This is a genomic window from Roseateles sp. 22389 (genome assembly GCF_052044995.1).
Lineage (GTDB): Bacteria > Pseudomonadota > Gammaproteobacteria > Burkholderiales > Burkholderiaceae_C > Roseateles.
Map to the genome: position 1 here is coordinate 1 of NZ_JBQEOF010000019.1, position 18,850 is coordinate 18,850.

Here is an 18,850-nt window from a genome sequence, read left to right on the forward strand (position 1 = left end):
GGGAGAGCAACTGTGTTCCAAGTCAAGCGCTAATCAGGCTAGCGCGGGCTGTGGATAAGAGGGCTGCCAAGCGGTGCCGGACTTGATGACGGCGTTGATGATGGTGAGCAGCTTGTGCATGCAGGCGGTCAGCGCCACCTTCTTAGGCTTGCCCGCTTGCACCAGTCGTTCGTAGAAGCTCCTGAGGACAGGGTCATAACGCACAGCGCTGAGCGAAGCCATGTACAGCGCCGAACGGACATTGGCCCGTCCACCCCAGGTGGAGCGCCGACCCTTGAATGTGCCGCTGTCGTTGTTCAACGGCGCCACACCCACGAGTTTGGCGATCTCGCGTCGCTTGAGTTGGCCGAGTTCGGGCAGCGCAGCCATCAGCATCGCTTGTGTGCCTGGCCCCACTCCCTTGAGCCCTTTGAGCAACTCCAGCTTGTCCTTGAAGTGCTCCTTCAGGAAGCCGCCCGCATCGTCATCGATCTTTCCGATTTGGTGGTCCAGCATCTTCAGAATGGTGCGAATGCTCTTGCGCTGCGACGCGTGCATGCTCGCCAATCGGTTGTGCTCAGCCACCCGCATGGCCACGAGCTGACTGCGCCGCGTCACCATGGCTAGCAGTGTCTCCTGCGCGTCCGTGGGCAGTTTGTAGAGCAGTCGCTCGCGCCGGTCGCTGGCATGCAGCGTGCGCGCAAACTGCGACAGCATCTTCGCGTCCGTGCGGTCCGTCTTGGCCAGGTAGCCCATCGCTTTGGCGAAGTCATGCGCCTGGCGCGGATTGATCACCATGACGGCCAAACCATGCGCGCACAGCATCGCCGCCGCCGGCTGCTCCAGCCCACCGGTGGCTTCCAGCAGAACGACTCCCACGCGCTCGCGCATCTCAGTGAGCATCGCCAACAGCGACTTCAAACCGGGCTCATCGTTGCTGAAGGTCTGCGTCTTGTCCCTGTCATTCAAGGCCACCTCAAGCGTGGCTTTGGAAACATCGATACCAACAAAAATCAGTTCAGGTGCGCCTGCCATTTCCCATCCTTGCAAATTCGAGGTCCGAGCACGCCAGTGCATGTCGGCCGTCCAGCAACTGTTCGGGCTTGCTCAACAGACGGCCAGTCGTCCACGCCAAATGCTCTCCCACGGGCTAGGTATCCCAGAGGGCAGACGGGCTGTGGACAACTGCCAAAACAAACCTGTGTGTACTCTCAAAACGAAAGATACAAGGGAGGGGTGAGGGCCAGCGGCCTATGCAGTGCCGCAGCCTTCTTCCTGGAGCTCTTCGCCGCAGCGGCTTCGCGCCCGATCGCATCGCTTCGCCTCGCCCCGCGGCGGCGATGGATACGGCCTCTAGATTGACCCCTGTCGCAGCGGCCGCGCTGCTCCTGTCCGCGAGGCCCGCCCACCATGTCCGGCGAAAAGACCGAAGAGCCGACAAAAAAGAAGCTCGACGACGCCCGCAAGAAGGGCCAGAGCCCCAAGAGCCAGGACGTCAACGCGGCGCTGGGCCTGGTGGGCCTGCTCATCGTGCTGATCGTGATGGCCGAGTCGACGCTCGACCAGCTCTCCGGCCTCATCGTCCGCGCGCTGCGCGAAGGCGTCGTCGCCAAGAGCAACGAGGAGCTGCTCGCGCTCACCGTCGACATCGCCCGCTCCGGCTTCCTCGCCACCCTGCCCTTCGTCGCCGTGTCGGTGGCGCTGGGCGTCATCGCGTCCTTCGCGCAGGTCGGCTTCAACCTGTCGTTCGAGCCGCTCAACCTGCAGTTCGACAAGCTCAACCCCGCCGAGGGCGTCAAGAAGCTCTTCTCCGTCCGCTCGATCATCGACTTCCTGAAGATGGTGGCCAAGGCCATCGCGCTCGGCGCGGTGCTCTGGGTGATGATCCGCGGCCTGGTGCCGCTGCTGGTCGGCGCGGCCTACTTCGACGCGGTCGGCGTCGGCGTGCTCGGCTGGAAGGCCCTGATCAAGCTGATCTCTGCCGGCTGCCTCGTCTTCATCATCGTCGGACCGGTCGACTTCGGCCTGCAGCTGTGGCTGTTCAAGCGCGACCAGAAGATGTCCAAGGACGAGATCAAGCGCGAGCACAAGGAGAGCGAAGGCGATCCGCAACTCAAGGGCCAGCGCAAGCAGCTCGCCCACGAGATGGCCACCTCGCCGCCCGAGCAGCGCGTGCCCGGCTCCACCGTCGTCGTCACCAACCCGACCCACTACGCGGTGGCGCTGCGCTACGAGCCCGGCGAGACGCCGCTGCCGGTCATCGTCGCCAAGGGCATGGACGCCGAGGCGCTGCGCATCCGCGCCATCGCCGAGAAGTCCGGCGTCCCCATCGTCGGCAACCCGCCGCTGGCGCGCGCGCTGCACAAGCTGCCCGTCGACGACGCCATCCCCGAGGAACTCTTCGAGGCCGTCGCCGCCGTGCTGCGCTGGGTCGCCTACCTGCACACGCTGACCTCGCCGGCGCCCCTGCCCGCCTCCTCCACATCCGGCGCGCCCGCCACATCCGGCGCATCCACCGCGCCCGCCGCCTCCTCCACCGAGTCGCCGCGGCCCGCCGCGCCACCGCCCACTCCCTGATCCCACCCGGAAGGACCCGCCGCCATGGCCGCCCTGCGCCTCAGCCCCACCATGGGCAACGACCTCACGATGGCTTCGCTCATCGTCGCCATCGTGGCGCTGATGATCCTGCCGCTGCCCACGATGCTGATCGACACGCTGCTGGCGATCAACATCGCCGTCAGCGTGCTGCTGCTGATGACGACGCTGTTCATCCCCAACGCGGTGTCGCTGTCCTCGTTCCCGTCGCTGCTGCTGTTCACGACGCTGTTCCGGCTGTCGCTCAACATCGCCTCGACCAAGGCCATCCTGCTGCACGCCGACGCCGGCCACGTGATCGAGAGCTTCGGCAACCTGGTCGTGGGCGGCAACCTGGTGGTGGGCATCGTCGTCTTCATCATCATCACGGTGGTGCAGTTCATCGTGATCTCCAAGGGCTCGGAGCGCGTGGCCGAGGTCGGCGCGCGCTTCACCCTCGACGCGATGCCCGGCAAGCAGATGAGCATCGACGCCGACCTGCGCGCCGGCATCCTCACCGCCGAGGAAGCCAAGCGCAAACGCGCCATGCTGGCGATGGAAAGCCAGATGCACGGCGGCATGGACGGCGCGATGAAGTTCGTCAAGGGCGACGCCATCGCCGGCCTGATCATCACGATGGTCAACATCCTGGCCGGCATCGTGGTCGGCGTGCTGTACCACGGCATGACCGCGGGCGAGGCCTCGACCCGCTTCGCCGTGCTGTCCATCGGCGACGCGATGGTGTCGCAGGTGCCCTCGCTGTTCATCTGCGTGGCCGCCGGCGTGCTGATCACCCGCGTGGCCGACGAGCAGGAGAAGAAGCCGCGCTCGCTGGGCCAGGAGATCGGCGCGCAGCTCTCGCGCAATCCGCGCGCCATCTACCTGGCCGGCGGCCTGACCATGGCCTTCGCGCTGGTGCCGGGTTTCCCGGCGCTGCAGTTCCTCGGCCTGGCGATGGGCCTGGTGGCCATCGCCCACTGGCTGGGCAAGCGCCAGCGCAAGGAGGAAGCCACCGTGCTGTCCAAGCCGATCAGCGCGCTGCAGCGCGAGGGCGGCAAGGGCGACGCGCCCGCGATCCTGCAGCAGCCGCCCCACTTCGCCAAGCCGCTGGCGATCCGGATGTCGCGTCCGCTGGGCGAGCTGCTCGAGGCCGACCGCCTGGACGAGGCGCTCGAATCCGAGCGCCACAAGCTGCAGGCTCACCTGGGCCTGCCCTTCCCCGGCGCGGCGATGTGGGTGTCGGCCGACCTGCCGGAGCACCGCTTCGACGTGCTGCTCAACGACGTGCCCGCCAGCCAGCACACGGTGCCCGGCCGGCTGCTGCTGCTGAACGACCCGGCCAGCGCGCTCGCCGCCGCGGCGCAGCGCCACGGGCCGATCCTGCATCACGCCGAGTCGCTGTGGCTGCCGCCGGCCGCGGTGCCCGAGGCGCAGCGCGGCGCGTGCATGGATCTGGAGTCGGTGATCGCGGCGCAGGTCTTCGGCGTGCTGCGCCGCCACGCGCATCTGTTCATGGGCGTGCAGGAGGTGCAGTGGGTCATCGACCGCGTCTCGCCCGAGTACCCGGGCCTGGTCGCCGAAGTGCAGAAGGTGCTGCCGCTGCAGCGCATCGCGGAGGTGCTGCGCCGGCTGCTCGAGGAGCAGGTGCCGATCCGCAACGTGCGCTCGATCTTCGAGAGCCTCATCGCCTGGGGCCCGAAGGAGAAGGACATGCTGCTGCTCACCGAGTACGTGCGCGGCGACCTGGGCCGCTACCTGGCCTTCGAGGCGACCGCGGGTCGCGGCCACCTGTCGGCGGTGCTGCTGGATCCCGCCATCGAGCAGGCGATCCGCCAGTGCATCAAGCCCACGCCGGCCGGCAACTACCTGGCGATGCCGCCGGAGAACGCGATGGCCCTGACCGACCGCATCGCCGAGCTGGCCGGCGCGCCGTCGCAGGGCGTGGCGCTGGTCACCTCGATGGACATCCGCCGCTACGTGCGCAAGATGATCGAGGGCCGGCTCGAGTGGCTGCGCGTCTACTCCTTCCAGGAACTGGGCAGCCTCGTCGAGCTGCGGCCGATCGGCCGCGTGAGCGGCTGAGCGCGCGGACCGCCGGGCCCCATGTCGCGCACCGAGCCCCGCCGCCCCTTGCGGCTGCTGCAACCCGCCGAGGTCGCGGGGCGCCCCGCCGCGGCCGCGCAAGCAGCGGCGCAACAGTCGGCGGACCGGTTCAGGCGCACGCTCGGCGCGCCGCGCAGGCAGGAGACGGCCGAAGCCGCCACGCCGGCGTCGTCGAGCGCCTCGACCGCGTCGGACACGAGCGCCGCCTCCACGCCAGGGGCCGGCTCCAAGGCCCCCGCCGACCGTCACGGCGCGCTCGCCCAGCCGGCGGCACCAAGGGCCACCTCGCGCACCGCGGCGATCCTGCATGTGCTGCCGCCGCAGGACGAAGGACAGGCGCCGGAGGCGCTCGATGTCCCCGCCGATGACGACGGACCGGACATGCCGGCCGCCGCCGCGGACGACTGGCCCGAGCGCATGGCCGCGTCCATCGCCACCCTGTGCGCCCGCGCCGATCCGGCCATCGTGAACTGGACCGTCACGATCCCGATGGATCCGGCCGTGCTGCCCGACACGACGCTGCAGCTGAGCCTTTCGCAGCACTGGCTCGCGCTTCGCTTCTCGACGCAGTCGCCGCAGTCGCACCACCTAGTCTGCCGATACCGGCCCCGGCTGCTCGATCAGCTCGAGCGCCTGCCCCAACTGCCCCATGGCATCGACATCGAAGTCCTATGACGCCTGAGCTGCTGACCGCCCCGACGCCGACCACCGCCCCGCCCCCGCGTGGCGCCGTGGCGCGCGCGGAGAGCCTGACCGGCCGCCTGCCGGCGCTGCGGCCGGCGGCGGCGCGCGCGGCGCGACTCGGCTTCGACGGCCGCTTCCCGCGCTGGCTCACCGAGCGGCTGGGCCTGGCCGCGCAGGTGCATGCGGCGCGGCCGCCGACGGAACTGCTGTCGCTGGACCTGCGCAGCGCGGCCGGCCGCGCCGACGTGGCGCTGGATCCGTCGCAATGGCCCGCGCTGGCGATGGCGGCGGAACTGCCCGATGCCGAGCTGGCCCGCGAGGTCGCCGACGCGCTGCTGGCGCCGCTGGCCGCGCGACTGGCGCCGCTGCTCCCCGGCCTGCGGGTCGGCGCGGTGCGCCGTTATCCGTCGGAGGCCGTCGGCGATGGCGGCCTGCCGGCGCTGAACGTCGGTGCCGGGCAACTGTCGCTGGTGCGACTGGATCGCGCGCTGGCGGACCACCTCGATGCGCTGATGCGCGACGGCACGGCCTCGCCGCTGGGACGGCTGGCCGCGCTGCGGGTGCCGATGCGCCTCGCGCTCTTCGAGCGACCGCTGGGCCAGCGCGCGCTGCACGGCCTGACCCCCGGCGACGTGGTGCTGGCCGGCGCCGCGCGTCGCGCCGGACCGCGCTGGCGCGTCACCTTGAAATTCGGACTGGGAATCACGATGCAAGCCACTGCCGACCTCGACCTCGATGCCTCCCGCGCCCACCTCGCGGCCCCGCCCCGCCTCGTCGACGAGGCGGCCGCCGCGCCGCTGGCCATGCCGCCGGCCGAAGGCCTGGAGCATCTGCAGGTGCCGGTGTCCTTCGAGATCGACAGCGCCCGCATCGCGCTGGGCGAACTGGCCAGCCTCGGCGAAGGCGCCGTCATCGAGCTCGACGTGCCGCTGCCCGAGGCGACGGTGCGCCTGGTCTGCCATGGACAGACGCTCGGCCTGGGCCAGCTGGTGGCCATCGGCGACCAGCTCGGCGTGCGCATCGTGCGGATGGGCCTGGGCGTGGCGTCCGGCGGCGCCGGCGTCGTCGCCGCCTCCACCGGCCTGACCCCGGGGCTGTCGTCATGATGCCGTTGCCGAGCACCGATCCGGTCTCGCTGTTCCTGGTGCTGGCGGCGATGGCGGTGCTGCCGTTCGCCGCGATGGTGGTGACCTCGTACACCAAGATCGCCGTCGTGCTGGGCCTGCTGCGCAACGCCATCGGCGTGCAGCAGGTGCCGCCCAACATGGTCCTGAACGGCGTGGCGATGATCGTGTCCTGCTACATCATGGCGCCGGTGCTGATGGAGGCCTCGGAGCAGATGCGCGGCGCCTCGACCTCGGCGACGCAGTCCAACGCGCAGCAGCTGCTGGGCGCCGCCGACGCCGCGCGCGAGCCCTTCCGCCGCTTCCTCGACAAACACGCCGATCCGGCCGAGAAGGCCTTCTTCCTGAAGTCCGCCGCCGCCATCTGGCCGGCCGAGCGCGCCGCGCAGCTCAAGAAGGACGACCTGCTGGTGCTGGCGCCGGCCTTCCTGCTGACCGAGCTCTCGGCCGCCTTCCGCATCGGCTTCCTGCTCTACCTGGCCTTCGTCGTCATCGACCTGGTGATCGCCAACGTGCTGCTGGCGATGGGCCTGTCCCAGGTCACGCCGACCAACGTCGCGATCCCGTTCAAGCTGCTGCTGTTCATCGTGCTGGACGGCTGGCCCAAGCTCATCCACGGGCTGGTGCTGACCTACCGCTGATCTGCCGCTGCCCCGCGCCGATGGCCGCCCCCACGGGCGTCCCTCGCGTGCCTCGCGCCTCCCTGCGTCCCCGCTCCGGGGCGCTCCGACCGGAACCCGCCATGCATTACGAGAACATCATCCGCCTCACGTCCGAAGCCCTCATGATGTGCCTGATGCTGTCGCTGCCCGCGGTGGCGGTGTCGGCCATCGTCGGCCTGCTGATCTCCTTCGTGCAGGCGATCACCTCGCTGCAGGACTCCAGCATCTCGCAGGGCATCAAGCTGCTGGCGGTGACGGTGGTGGTGGCGATCTGCGCGCCCTGGGCCGGCTCGACGCTGCTGCGCTTCTCCGAGAACCTGCTCGCGGCGATGTTCCTATGAGCGCCGGATCGATCCGCCGCCAGTTGGCCGCAGACGCCGCCGCCGCCGCGGCGCGCGTGTCCGAGGCCAAAAGCGCCGCGGTGGCGCACCGCCATAACCTGGATCCGCACGACGCGCTGGCGCAGGCCGGTCATGGGCACCGGGGGCAGTTCCGCGGTTATGTGTTCCGCACGGTCCGCGCGCCCGCGCCGCCGCCGCCCCGCCGTCCGACGCCCCTGCGCCGTCGGCCGCCGTCGCCGCCCGGCACCGGCGCGGCGGGACCGGACCATGAGGAGCACGCCAACGCGCCGCCGTTGCCGTCAATGCCGGGCTTCGCCGCGGCCGAGCAGCCGGAGCGCGCGCCCGGCCTGGACCTGGGACCGCTGACGCGCCATGACGATCCCGGCGAGCGCGAGCAGGACGACCGCCGTGAGGAGGCGCGCCACGATCGTCGCTGGCGCATCGGCGCGCGTTCCGCGCCGTCGTCCGGCGCCAGCGCCGGTGCGTGGCAGTCGGCGTTCGAGGCCCTGGCCGGCGCCAACGCCCGCGCGCTGGCGCCAGCCTCGCCGGACGCGATCGCCGCCGCGTCGCCCGAGTACCGGGCGATGGCGCTCGTCGGCGCCTTGCTCGAGCTGGAAGCGGCCGAGGGCCAGCGCGGTGCCGGGGCGGCCCCCGGTGCGCCGGGGGGCCTGGTCGCGCGCGTCGCCATGCTGCGCCTGGTGGCGGTGCGCGCCTACCTGCAGTCGCGCCCGGAACCGGGACCGCTGGCGACGCTCGCGCGGGTCAAGCAGGCGCTGCTCGACCAGCGTTCCGAACCGGGCCCTCGGGTCGCGGCGCCGACCGATCCCGCCGCTTCCGCCGATCCTGCCGAGGAAGCGCGCCAGAACCGTCACGCCCTGCTGCCCCTGCTGCTGCTGAACGCGGACCGGCCGCGGACGCCGCTGCAGACCCGCCTGAGTTGCGACCGCATCGAGATGGTCTGCGCGACCTCGATGGCCGCGCCGGCCGCGTGACCCATGAGCCAGGAACGCTTCCAGTCGCTGGTCCGCGACCTCTGCCGGCTCATCGAACTGCCGGATGCCGACGCCGTGCTGCGCCGCGGCACCATCGAGGTCGAGGGCTTCGAGGTCAACCTCGCCAACTTCTCGAACGATCCCGGCGCGATGTACCTCAACTTCCATTACGGCATCGTCACCGCCGGCCGCACGCTGCGCGTGTTCCGGCTGCTGCTGGAAGCCAACCTCAGCGTCTACGCCCAGGACCAGGCGCAGCTGGGCCTGCATGCGGACACCGGCGGCATCGTGCTGATCGTGCGCGTGCCGCTGGGCGACAGCATCGACGCGCCCTGGCTGGCCGAGACCCTGACCCACTACGCCGAGCACGGCCGCTACTGGCGCGACAACATCGCCAATGCGACCGAGGAGATGTTCGCCGGCATCTGCGCCGGCGACTACTTCTGGATCCGCGCCTGAGGCCCGCTCAGAACTCGCCGGGCCAGAGATGGCGCAGGTAGCCGGGCGGCTGCTCCTGGGGCAGGCCGCGCGCATGCAGCGGCAGCTGGGCGGTGGCGGCGCTGCCGTAGTCCGGCATGGCCCAGGCCAGCGGCTGCTCATGCAGCAGGTCGAGCCGGTAGCCGATGCTGTAGATCGCCTGGATCCGCACCACCGCCCCGGTCGCGCCGCCGCTCAGCTTGCGCCGCAGCCGGTAGACATGCTGCTCCAGCGTGCGCTTGCAGATGTCGGTGCCGCCGCCCCAGACCCGCGCGGTCAGGCTGGACGCGCTGACCACCCGCCCGGCATTGGAGAACAGCACCCAGGCCAGCGCGAACTCGCGCGCGGTCAGGCTGATCTCCTGGTCGTCGCGCCGCACCGCCGACGCGGCCGCATCGAGCGAGTACGGGCCGACCTCCAGCCCCATGCGCCGCAGCTGCTGCGGCCGGCCGACGCGGGCCCGCAGCCGCGTCAGCAGCGGCTCGACCGAGTCCACGTAGTCGGCGTAGTCGGTCGCGCCGTGCGCCATCGCGTCGACCATGCCGACAGCGTTGTCTCCACCGACGACCAGGATCGGCACGACGCCGCCCAGGCGCAGCTGCAGCATGGCGAGCCAGTCGATCAGACTGGTGTCGGCATCCTCCAGCAGCACCGCCTGCGCCTCCCCGCGCTTGATCGCCTGCAGCAGCGCCGCCGACGACGGCATCGGCCGGAGCTCGACGCCATGCGCCGACAGGTCGCGCACCAAGGCCGCCTGCCGGGCCTTGTTGATGAACAGTCCAACGAGCTTCACTGAATTTCTCCTGTGCCACGACGGTGGAATGTGTCTTCCATCGCATGCCGTCGTGACGGCTGGGAACGGCTCCCCGTTCCGATATGACGGCCGATCCCGAAGCCGTCGCCTTGAGCGAAATAGTTCATTTGTTGATCTATCAGGGTTCCAGTTTGGCTCACGTTCAGTTGCGTCTCGATGGCCCTTGTTGTGACAAGAAGCACATCCTGAGGCGGTTCATACAGGGTTCAGGTCAACGCTCTGTAACGTTCACGTCCGGCTCCTCTCCTCTTCGTTTCCGGTTTATCACCAACTTATCTCCAGCAATGACGCCACTCGCCCCGGATGCCGTGATCGGGGATGCGAATCAGCGCTTCGCGGTCGCGCGGACGGCTTCGCGCCGCGCGCCGGATGATGCCCTCGCGCGGCGCAAGCTCGCCAGCGGCTGTCCCGACGCGGCATGGCCATCCCTTCCCATTCACGGAGGCCCGACCCATGAGCAGCACGCGCGGATGGCGCACCCTTGTCCGGCTGAAGGAGCGCCGGCTGGAACAGCTCGACGCGGCCCTCGATGCCGCCCGGGCCCAGGCGCGCCAGCGGCAGCAGCAGCTGGAGGCGCTGACGGCCGAGGCCGACGGCTGCCGCGCGCGCGAGGACGCGCAGCGCGCCAAGCTCGACGCGCTGGCCGGCACGGCGGCGGGGTTCCGCCCCAGCGACCTGGTGACGCTGCAGCACCTGCTCGAGGAAGCCACACGGACCACGCTGGCCGCGGCCAAGCGGGTGCAGGACGGCGAGCGGCAGGTCGAGGCGGCGCAGCAGGCCGTCGTGTCGGCCCAGCACGCGCGCCGGCGCGGCGAGCAGCAGCTCGACGGCTGCCGGCAGCGGCTGGAGACCACGCTCCGCACGCAGCAGGCCGAGCAGGACGACCAGCAGGACGAGGAGGCCGAGGAGGCCTCGGTCGCTCGCCTGCTCGCCGCGCGACCCGACCGCCAGCCGGAGGCGGCCTGAGATGGCGGCCCCGGATCCGCTGGGCGGCACCGAGGCGCTCATCCACCTCGGCGAATCGCTCAAGAGCCTGCTGACGCTGCTGGCGCTGTGCAGCCTGCGCGGCTACGTCGCGATGCTGGTGCTGCCGGTCACCAACGACCAGGTGCTGCAGGGTGTGGTGCGCAACGGCCTGGCGTTGACCATCGGCATCTTCATCGCCTGCGGCCAGCCGCTGCAGGTGGTGGACAACCTGTCGACCTTCGCCCTGTGCGTGCTGATCGCCAAGGAGGGCCTGATCGGGCTGTTGCTGGGCTACGCGGTCTCCACCGTGTTCTGGGTGGCCGAGGGCATCGGCGTGCTGATCGACAACCAGGCCGGCTACAACAACGTCCAGCAGACCAATCCGCTCAGCGGCGAGCAGAGCACCCCGGTGGGCAACCTGCTGTCGCAGCTGGCGATCTGCGGCTTCTACCTGCTGGGCGGGCTGCTGGCGCTGGTGGGGCTGCTGTTCGAATCCTTCCAGTGGTGGCCGCTGGACCGGGCGATGCCCGAGTGGTCCAACCTGCTCGAGCGCTTCCTGCAGGCGCAGATCACCGGCTACCTGCAGGCCATGATCAAGATCTGCAGCGCGGTCGTGATGGTGCTGCTGCTGATCGACCTGGGCATCGGCCTGATCTCCAAGACGGCCGACAAGCTCGAGCCCAACAACCTGAGCCAGCCGATCAAGGGCGCGGTGGCGCTGCTGATGCTGGTGCTGCTGGTGGCGGTGTTCTTCGACCAGGTCAAGCCGCAGCTGGCGCTGCACACGATGGCGCGCGACCTGGGGGCCTGGTTCCAGTCGGCCCATTGAGGCGCCGCGCGCGGCTGTTGCGTTTCGTATCCCTCCATGCCGCTTCGCCTGCCCGGTGCGCGCCGCCGCCGCGAGGCGGATGCTGTCCCCACCCAAGCTGTCCCTTGGAAGGAGGACCCGTCATGACCTTGGCTTCACCATCGACCGCCCTGCGCGGCGCCGCCGCAACGGCCGCGCACGCGACGCTCACCCCGCATCTGATGCTCGACCCGCCGCTGCCGCGGCGCGGCCGCGACGACGCGGCCCAGGGCGGCCTGTTCGACGTCGACGTCGGCACGGTCTGGAAGACCGCCCGCGCGGCGGAAGGCGGCGACACGCTGCTGACCGTGCGCTGCTTCAGCGTCGAAGGCCTGCAGCTGCGACTGGCTCAACTCGTGAACGGCCATGCCGGCGTGCTGTCGCCGTCGCTGGCGATGTTCCTGCGCGGCGGGCTCGACCAGGCCTATGTGGACGCCCTCGCCTATCGCCGGCTGGTCGATGCCGCGCCGCGCGTGCTCGGCGATCTCGGGGCTCATCCGCTGCACGTGGACACGCTGTCGCGGCGGCTGGTGGTCGACACCTCGCGCTGCTTCGTCGCGAAGACCGCGCGCCTGACGGCCGAAGCGATCGCCGGCCTGGCCGCGCTCTCCGAGTCCCCGCAGTGCCTGACCGTGGTGAAGCGCCTGCGCTGCGCGCTCGGCGCGACGGCCTCGGAGGCCGAGGTGGCGCTGGCCACGCGGGCGCTGCTCGAGGCCGCGCGACGCGTCGCCCGCCATGTGCTCAACGAGCCCGGGCTGGAGCTCGGCGAGACCGCGGAGCCGCTGGCCCGCGAGGTCGGCCCGCGCCTGGTGGCGCGCGCCCTGTTCACCGGCGCCGAGGGCGACACCGGCGCGGTCGCCGCCGCCTTCGCGGCCCGGTGGAAGACCGGCGCGCGGCCCTTGCCCAAGGATTGATTTCCCCGTCCGCGCGCCCGGCCAGGACGCGCACCTCCCCACCCGGCTGCCACGCAGCCATCCCCAGGAGCTCACCATGCCCGAAATTTCCGGCATCAATACCCCGCTGGTCCGGCCGTCGGACTTCCAGCCGACACCGCTGAAGCCGTCGGACCTCCAGGCACCGCCCCAGACCCAGGACGCGCCGATCGGCCTGCAGACGCGCGCCTCCGCGGACACCGGCATGGCGCCGCGCGCGAGCATCGGCGAAAAGTTCGGGCTGGTGCCGCAGAGCCCCGGCGGCCCCGACGGTCCGAACAAGCCGGGCCCGCACAACGAGGGCTCCAACAGCATCCTGGCCAACGGCGGCAAGGAGTCCACGACGCAAGCCAAGGAGGACGCCAAGACCTCGATGGACAACCTCCGGGAGATCAACGAGATCAACATGAAATTCCAGATGGACATGGCGCAGCTGCAGATGGTCAAGGGTTTCGTCGAGGCGCAGGCCAAGGCGATCAAGGACATCGGCACGAAGATCGCGCAGGCGGCCGGCTGACGCCGGCGCCTCTTGTCCTGCGCGGCATCCGCCGCTCCCCCGGGCCCGCCCGTCGACAGACGCGCGGGCCTCGTCGCTTTTGCACGCGCGCCGGGCACCGGCAAGCGCTGTTGCGTCCGTTCACGAATGACACGGCAACACCGTGAAACTGTCGGGAAACGAAAAGAGGATTCGTGAGGATTTCGCCGAGGCCTTGTGATCCATCGCGAAGGGGCTCCCTCCTAGCATGAGCGTCATTCCGTTCACGACCCCGATGGAGATTCCATGCTTCTGCTTGCAATGACCTCGCTGCGCGCCGCGCCCCTGCATGGCGAACTGGCCCGCCTGGCGCTGGAGGGCCAGTTGCCCGCCGCGCTGCGGATGGGCGGCGACCACTTCGAGCGCCTGCAGCGCACGCCCGACGCCGCGCCGCAGCGTGCGGCCCTGGGCCAGCTGCTGGGCCGCGCGATGCTCGCCTGCGGCCGCGAGGAGGACGCCGAGGAGCTGTTCCAGCGCCAGCTGCGACATTACGAAGCGATGTCGCGCCACATGGTGCGCTGGTACGGCGCGATGGACCAGGGCGCGATGCTGCTGCACCTGAACAAGCCCGGCCGCGCGATCGACTGCCTGGGCCCCGTCGGCGACGACGCCCGCGCGCCGGTGGCGGCCCGCGTCGAGGCGATGGCCGGCGTCGCGCAGGCGATGCTGCGCGCCGGCGACTGCGGCAGCGCGATGCGCTCGCTGGACGCGGCGCGCAACCTGGCCGCCTCGCTCGGCGACCCGCGCTTCGCGCAGCTCGTGGACTGCATGGCGCTGGAACTGGCGACCCTGCACCGCGAGCGCGGCGGCGACGCGCTCAACGACCACGCGTTGGGCTCGGTCTACCGCGAAGGCGCGTCCGAGGCGCCGGACAACACGCTGATGCATCAGCAGCTCGGCGCGGCCGCGGACGCGGTCCGCAGCTGGTCGCCGCTGGTGGCGGCGCGCATGGATCACCTGCGGCGCATGCTCGCCGCCGACTGCACCGGCCCGGCCGCCGCGGCCCAGGTCGCCCACCAGCTGGCCTGGCTGCGCGACCGCCGCCTGAGCGAGTTCGAGACCCAGGCCCGCATCGAGGGCGCGCTGATGCTGATGGGCCGCGGCGCGTCGCACGCCGCCTCGGAGCTGCTGGCGCCGCTGACCTTCAACGAGCAGCAGATGCACCGCAGCCGTCACGCGCTGGAGCTGCAGTATTGCCAGGCCAAGCTGCACCAGCAGCAGGGCCGCCACCTCGACGCGCTGCGGCTGTACCGCCTGCACACGCAGCACGCGGTGCAGTCGCTGCGCACCTACGCGGCGGCCGGTCGCGCGCCGGGTTTCCTGCAACAGGCCAAAGCCGGCGCGGATGCCGGCGATCCCGCCAAGCTGCGGCTGCCGCTGCGTTATCGCCGCGCCTACCAGTTCATGATGGATCACCTGACCGATGAGCATCTGTCGGTGCGCCAGGTCGCCGCGCATGTCGGCGTCACCGAGCGCGCGCTGCAACTGGCCTTCCGCACCCACCTGGGCGTCACGCCGGCGGAGATGATCCGCACCCGCCGCGTCGAGCGCATCCACGGCGACCTGCAGGCCGGCGGCGGCGAGGCCGGCGTGCTCGAGGTCGCCTCCCGCTGGGGCGTGAAGAACCGCTCGACGCTGGTCCACAACTACCGCAGCCGCTTCGACGAGACGCCGACGCAGACGCTGCGCGGCACGACCGAAGACGAAGCCACGGCGACGCGCCTGCACGGCTGAGCGGCGCCCGGGGCCTTCACGGTCCCGGGGCGATCACAGGTCGTTCATGAACGCCTTCGTCCGGTCGAGCTCGGGCCGCACGGCGGCCGGGCTCCAGCCCCGGCGCTCGACGAGCTCGCCGACGACGGCCGCCTCGAGCAGGTCCTGCTTCAGCTGGATCACCAACTGCTCGTCGATCGGCCGCTGGCGCTGGTAGCGCGCGATGAGCTTGCGCTCCTTCGCGCTCAATGGCGTGCCATCGGCGCAGGCCTTGGCCACCCCCTCGCCCTTGGCCTTCAGGTCGGCCTCGCTGTCGCCGTAGAGCGCTTCGAACCGGTTGTTCACCCGGCCCGCCAGCGTGCCGATTTCGTCGCGGATGAGCTCAGCGGTCGGCTCCGCGGGCAGCAGCGAGAGGTCGATGCCGTCGACGCAGTAGAGGATGCGCTGCACGCAGCCGGTATCGCAGTAGCCCGCGCTCATGTCGACCATGCTGTCGAGCAGCGAGCGCGTCAGCGCGCCGTGCAACGCCCGCCGCCGTGCCGCGTCGGCCTCGGACTCGTCCGGCGATGCGGGCGCGGCCTGCGACGCGATGTGGTTCCACATCGTCGTCAGCGCCTCGCCGACCGTGGTGTCCAGGCCTTCACCCACCCGCGTGGTGTGCGCGAGGGCCTTGTCCAGGCCGAGCGCCGCCTGGCGCCGCCAGTCGGCATCGACGTCCGGCGCCGCTTGAATGGCGGCGCGCACCGCGGCGATGCATTGCGCTTCGGTCAGCCGCTCGGCGGGAAGCCGCTCGCGGATGGCCTGCATGATCAGGTGGCCACGCGCGGTCAGGCCGATGTTGTGCGCATTGGCCAGCCCGGCCTGCGCGACGCGGTCATCGATCAGGCGGTTCACGCCGCCCTCCGGCAGCTTGCCCGCGGCCCAGGACTCGATCTCGGTGCGGGACACCTCCACGCCTTGGAGGTTGAAGGCGCGCTGGCCAGCGGGCGCCTGAGCCAGCAGCGCGGCCGCCCGCTCGGCCAGCGGCCGATATTGCTGCGTGTCCAGGCACTGCTCCACCGCGAGCGACAACCGGAACACGGCGCCCTTGGCGCAGTCCGCCGGCGGCGCACGGCCCGCCGCCAGGTCGGCGCGTTCGCGCGCGGCCAACCGCGCCCCAAGCGCGGCATTGGCGACATGGGCCAGGCGATGGCGCCGGCCCGAGGCATCCGGCTTGTCGGCCCACTGCGCCAGGGTGCTGTCGACGAAGCGCTCGAGCTCCGGCCGCGACAGTCGCTGGCCATGCGGATGCAGCCGCCCGTGGGCCTGCTCCGGCGAGGCCGTCAGCCAGCCCACCAGCACGTTGGGATCGGCCCCGGCGTCCTTCAGCAGGAGGCGCAGCAGATCGGCGTTGCCTGTGTTGGCCGCATTGCCAGCATTGCCCGCGTCGGCGGTGTCGGCCGTGCCGGCCGCGACCTCCAGCGGCGTCCTGCCATGGGCGTTGGCCTTGTTCAGGTCGAGCCGGCCGTCGCTGCGCTTGAGCAGCTCGGCCAGCGTGGCCGATGCGAGCACCTGCCCGCCGCGCGGATCGTCGCCCGCGGGCCGGGCGCACAGCTGGGTGAGCAAGGTCTCGCCATTGGCGAAGATCTCGTTGGGATCGATGGTGCGCGCGTTCATCAGCACCCGCAGCGTCTTGATGCGGCGGTCCCGCTGATGGCCCGCGGATGCTTCGGCGATGCGCTCCAGCGCCTGCTGCAGCGGGCCGCGGAGCTGCTCGTCGAGCCGTTCGGTCTCGACCCGGTCGCTGCCCAGCAGCGCGGCCAGCGCCGCATGCTGGTCGTTGGCGATGGCCAGGTCCAGCGGCGTATGGCCGTGGCCATCGGGGCGATTGGCCAGCAGCGGATGCGACGCCAGCAGGGTCACCAATGCCGGCTCGAAGCCGCCCTCGGCCGCCATGCGATGCAGGAGATGCGTCCCCTGCGGACCGTCCAGCGCGTCGACATCGACCTGCCAGTTCTCGAGCAAGGCACGCGCCGCCTCCAGCTTGCCGGTCTCGATCGCGAGCCGCAGCGGCGATTGCCCCCGGGCATTGGCCGGATTGACCGCCACCCCGGGCGCATCGAGCAGCAGCTCCAGGCACAAGGCGTCGTCGCGCGCGGTGGCGACATGCAAGGCGGTGTCGCCCTGGGCGTCGCGCAGGTCCGGACGGATCGCCTCGTGCGCCAGCAGCGCGCCGACGATCAGCGCGTTCGAGCGCTCCACCGCCTGGTGCAAGGGCGTCCTGCCCTTGGCATTGGTCGCGTTGACGTCGAGGGTGGCCGCGGACAGCAGCAAGAGGACCACGTCGACATCGCCGCCCGCGGCCGCGAGGCCCAGCGCGGTCTCGCCCTTGGCATTGCGGTGATTCACCAGGGCCGCTTCGCCGCCGGGGAACAGGCCGCTGTAGTCGAGCAGCACCCGGATCGCATCCAGATGACCGCCGCGCACCGCGGCCCCGAGCAGGTTGTCGCCGTGCGCGTCCTGCGCCACGGCGAGCGCCGGCTCAGCGACGAGCACCTGCTCCAGCCGCGCCATGTCGCCCTGGCGCATGGCCGCGCGCGCCTCGCTGGCGGGCGACCGGACCGGCGGCGGCCGACCGAGCCGCAGCAGCCCGTTCAGCAAGCCGCAGCCCGGCATGCCGCCGGGATCCGAAGAGGACGACGCGCTGGCCGGCCCGCCGGTCGACGCGCCGGCCGGCGCCGGTGTCGTCGGCAAGCGCGGCGACGGCGGCAGGCGGTGGATGCCCATCGCCGCTCACTCCCCTTCGTAGAGCTTCAGGATCTTGCGCACGTAGTCCTGCGTCTCGCGATACGGCGGGATGCGGTTGCCATAACGCTTCACCGCGCCCTCGCCCGCGTTGTAGGCGGCCAGCACCAGGTCGACGCGTCCGTCGAACATCTCGTTGAGGTCGCGCAGGTAACGCGCGCCGACGTCGATGTTGGTGGCCGGGTCGAGCAGGTCCTGCCTGGACGCGACGCCGTAGCGCGCGCCCGTCGCCGGCATGATCTGCATCAGACCGAGCGCGCCCTTGGGCGAGCGCGCCTGCGTCTGGTAGGCCGACTCCACATGCACCAGCGCGCCCACCAGGCGCGGATCCAGCCCATGCTTGCGACTGGCCTGCTGCACCATGCGCTGCAGGTGCGGCGCGCCGAGCGCCAGGGGCTGCGGGTTGGTCCGCCAGGTCAGCGGCGCGGGCGACGGCCTCGGTCGCGCGAAGGCGAGCGTCGTGAACTCGGTCTCGATGCGTGGCCCCGGCAGGTCGGCGACCTCGAAGGCCGTGCATCGACGCACCGCCGCGCTGAACCGCGCCGACAGGTCCTCCAGCGCGACCCGCTCGCTGCCGTCCAGCAATTCGCAGCGATAGCGCACGCCGGCGTCCGCGGGGCCGGCGACCATCGCCGCGGCGCACACGGCCGGCCAGAAGACCGGTCGCAAGGCGGGGCGGAAAGCGCGAGGTCCGGCTGTCATCGCCGGGGCTCCATCAGGCCTCGCCGCGCAGCGCGGCCAGTTCCTCGCTCGCCTGCGCCAGCAGCAGCTCGGCCTCGGTCGAGGCCAGCCGGGTGCGGCTCAGCAGCGAGGAGAACTCCGCCATCGCGCCGTCCAGGTCGATCGCGTCGCCGTCGGCAGCGGCGGTGGCGGCACCGGTCGTCGCGTCCTGCGGCTGCGCCATCAGCGCGCCACCGAACAGCAGCGTGTGCACGCGATGCAGCTTCAGCGCGATCTCGCCGGCGCGGCGCAGGCTCTCGTCGTCCTGGTGCGCGGCGCTGACGCGCTTGATCTCCAGCATCAGCGCCTGGAAGCGCTCGACCTGCGTCTGCACGGTCATCTGCACCGTTTGCAGCGAGGCGAAGAAGTCGTTGTATCCGGCGGCGGCCAGCGAGGGGGCAGTCAGCATGGGGGCTCCTGTTGAGGCTTGAAGGAAGGCGCGGGACGCCAGCGCCATGCGCGCGGCCCGGTCCCGTCGCAGTGTCCGCATCGACGGCGGGCTCGGCCGGCGCCGGGCGAAGGCCCGTCCGCGCATGCGAACGCGGGCTGCACCGATCGCAACCGCCCCCCCGCCCGTCGCCGGTTCGCGGTCACGGACGCCGC

Annotated in this window: 18 protein-coding genes; 13 read left to right on the forward strand and 5 right to left on the reverse strand. The window is 71.3% G+C overall.

From position 1 onward, the window contains the following. Positions 1-33: 33 nt before the first annotated feature. Positions 34-1,014, reverse strand: a complete 981-nt coding sequence (locus ACTJKJ_RS21465) for an IS110 family transposase (RefSeq protein WP_440819474.1) — start codon at positions 1,012-1,014, stop codon at positions 34-36. 375 nt (positions 1,015-1,389) lie between these two features. On the opposite strand from ACTJKJ_RS21465, the gene sctU reads away from it, so the two are divergent. The 8 genes from sctU to ACTJKJ_RS21505 all read left to right on the forward strand — a co-directional run bounded on the left by sctU (position 1,390) and on the right by ACTJKJ_RS21505 (position 8,918). Then, on the forward strand, positions 1,390-2,556 hold the full coding sequence (gene sctU / locus ACTJKJ_RS21470; protein ID WP_440821913.1) for a type III secretion system export apparatus subunit SctU: 1,167 nt from the start codon (positions 1,390-1,392) through the stop codon (positions 2,554-2,556). Positions 2,557-2,580: 24 nt separating this feature from the next. Further along, complete coding sequence (gene sctV / locus ACTJKJ_RS21475) at positions 2,581-4,635, forward strand: type III secretion system export apparatus subunit SctV (protein WP_440821915.1); 2,055 nt, start codon at positions 2,581-2,583, stop codon at positions 4,633-4,635. 21 nt (positions 4,636-4,656) lie between these two features. Continuing rightward, positions 4,657-5,331 carry a type III secretion HpaP family protein gene (locus ACTJKJ_RS21480; RefSeq protein WP_440821917.1) on the forward strand — a complete coding sequence of 225 codons (675 nt, stop codon included), beginning with the start codon at positions 4,657-4,659 and terminating at the stop codon, positions 5,329-5,331. Next, complete coding sequence (locus ACTJKJ_RS21485; RefSeq protein ID WP_440821919.1) at positions 5,328-6,446, forward strand: FliM/FliN family flagellar motor switch protein; 1,119 nt, start codon at positions 5,328-5,330, stop codon at positions 6,444-6,446. The genes ACTJKJ_RS21480 and ACTJKJ_RS21485 overlap by 4 nt, the downstream gene beginning before the upstream one ends. Before the next feature lie 50 nt (positions 6,447-6,496). Next, positions 6,497-7,105 carry a type III secretion system export apparatus subunit SctR gene (gene sctR, locus ACTJKJ_RS21490; RefSeq protein WP_404932682.1) on the forward strand — a complete coding sequence of 203 codons (609 nt, stop codon included), beginning with the start codon at positions 6,497-6,499 and terminating at the stop codon, positions 7,103-7,105. Positions 7,106-7,206: 101 nt separating this feature from the next. Continuing rightward, positions 7,207-7,467, forward strand: coding sequence for a type III secretion system export apparatus subunit SctS (sctS, locus tag ACTJKJ_RS21495; RefSeq protein ID WP_091733548.1), 261 nt, complete (start codon positions 7,207-7,209; stop codon positions 7,465-7,467). Continuing rightward, on the forward strand, positions 7,464-8,459 hold the full coding sequence (locus ACTJKJ_RS21500) for a hypothetical protein (protein ID WP_440821921.1): 996 nt from the start codon (positions 7,464-7,466) through the stop codon (positions 8,457-8,459). Before sctS ends, ACTJKJ_RS21500 begins: the two co-directional genes overlap by 4 nt. Before the next feature lie 3 nt (positions 8,460-8,462). Continuing rightward, positions 8,463-8,918, forward strand: coding sequence for a CesT family type III secretion system chaperone (locus ACTJKJ_RS21505; RefSeq protein WP_297381569.1), 456 nt, complete (start codon positions 8,463-8,465; stop codon positions 8,916-8,918). A gap of 7 nt (positions 8,919-8,925) precedes the next feature. Here ACTJKJ_RS21505 and ACTJKJ_RS21510 read toward each other — a convergent pair whose 3' ends face one another. Continuing rightward, a complete protein-coding gene (locus ACTJKJ_RS21510; RefSeq protein WP_091733542.1) occupies positions 8,926-9,729 on the reverse strand; it encodes a winged helix-turn-helix transcriptional regulator in 804 nt (267 codons plus the stop codon). 474 nt (positions 9,730-10,203) lie between these two features. Between ACTJKJ_RS21510 and ACTJKJ_RS21515 the strand changes: the two genes are divergently transcribed. The 5 genes from ACTJKJ_RS21515 (at position 10,204) to ACTJKJ_RS21535 (ending at position 14,764) form a co-directional block, all read left to right on the forward strand. After that, entirely contained in the window at positions 10,204-10,716 is a 513-nt protein-coding gene (locus ACTJKJ_RS21515) for a hypothetical protein (RefSeq protein ID WP_297381572.1), read from the forward strand. A gap of 1 nt (position 10,717) precedes the next feature. Next, entirely contained in the window at positions 10,718-11,545 is an 828-nt protein-coding gene (gene sctT, locus ACTJKJ_RS21520) for a type III secretion system export apparatus subunit SctT (protein WP_440821924.1), read from the forward strand. A gap of 122 nt (positions 11,546-11,667) precedes the next feature. Beyond that, on the forward strand, positions 11,668-12,477 hold the full coding sequence (locus tag ACTJKJ_RS21525; RefSeq protein ID WP_183480173.1) for a hypothetical protein: 810 nt from the start codon (positions 11,668-11,670) through the stop codon (positions 12,475-12,477). 76 nt (positions 12,478-12,553) lie between these two features. Next, entirely contained in the window at positions 12,554-13,012 is a 459-nt protein-coding gene (locus tag ACTJKJ_RS21530; protein WP_297381579.1) for a hypothetical protein, read from the forward strand. Positions 13,013-13,276: 264 nt separating this feature from the next. Further along, a complete protein-coding gene (locus ACTJKJ_RS21535; protein WP_183491942.1) occupies positions 13,277-14,764 on the forward strand; it encodes a helix-turn-helix transcriptional regulator in 1,488 nt (495 codons plus the stop codon). A 33-nt stretch (positions 14,765-14,797) separates the two neighbouring features. On the opposite strand, the gene ACTJKJ_RS21540 is transcribed toward ACTJKJ_RS21535, so the two are convergent. Genes ACTJKJ_RS21540 through ACTJKJ_RS21550 form a run of 3 tightly spaced genes read right to left on the reverse strand, consistent with a single transcriptional unit; the run spans position 14,798 to position 18,656 of the window. Next, positions 14,798-17,509, reverse strand: coding sequence for an ankyrin repeat domain-containing protein (locus ACTJKJ_RS21540; protein ID WP_440821927.1), 2,712 nt, complete (start codon positions 17,507-17,509; stop codon positions 14,798-14,800). A gap of 6 nt (positions 17,510-17,515) precedes the next feature. Continuing rightward, the gene (locus ACTJKJ_RS21545) at positions 17,516-18,229 is read right to left on the reverse strand and encodes a lytic transglycosylase domain-containing protein (RefSeq protein ID WP_297381585.1); all 714 of its coding nucleotides are present in this window, start codon (positions 18,227-18,229) and stop codon (positions 17,516-17,518) included. Positions 18,230-18,242: 13 nt separating this feature from the next. Then, on the reverse strand, positions 18,243-18,656 hold the full coding sequence (locus ACTJKJ_RS21550; RefSeq protein ID WP_440821929.1) for a hypothetical protein: 414 nt from the start codon (positions 18,654-18,656) through the stop codon (positions 18,243-18,245). Positions 18,657-18,850 lie beyond the last annotated feature (194 nt).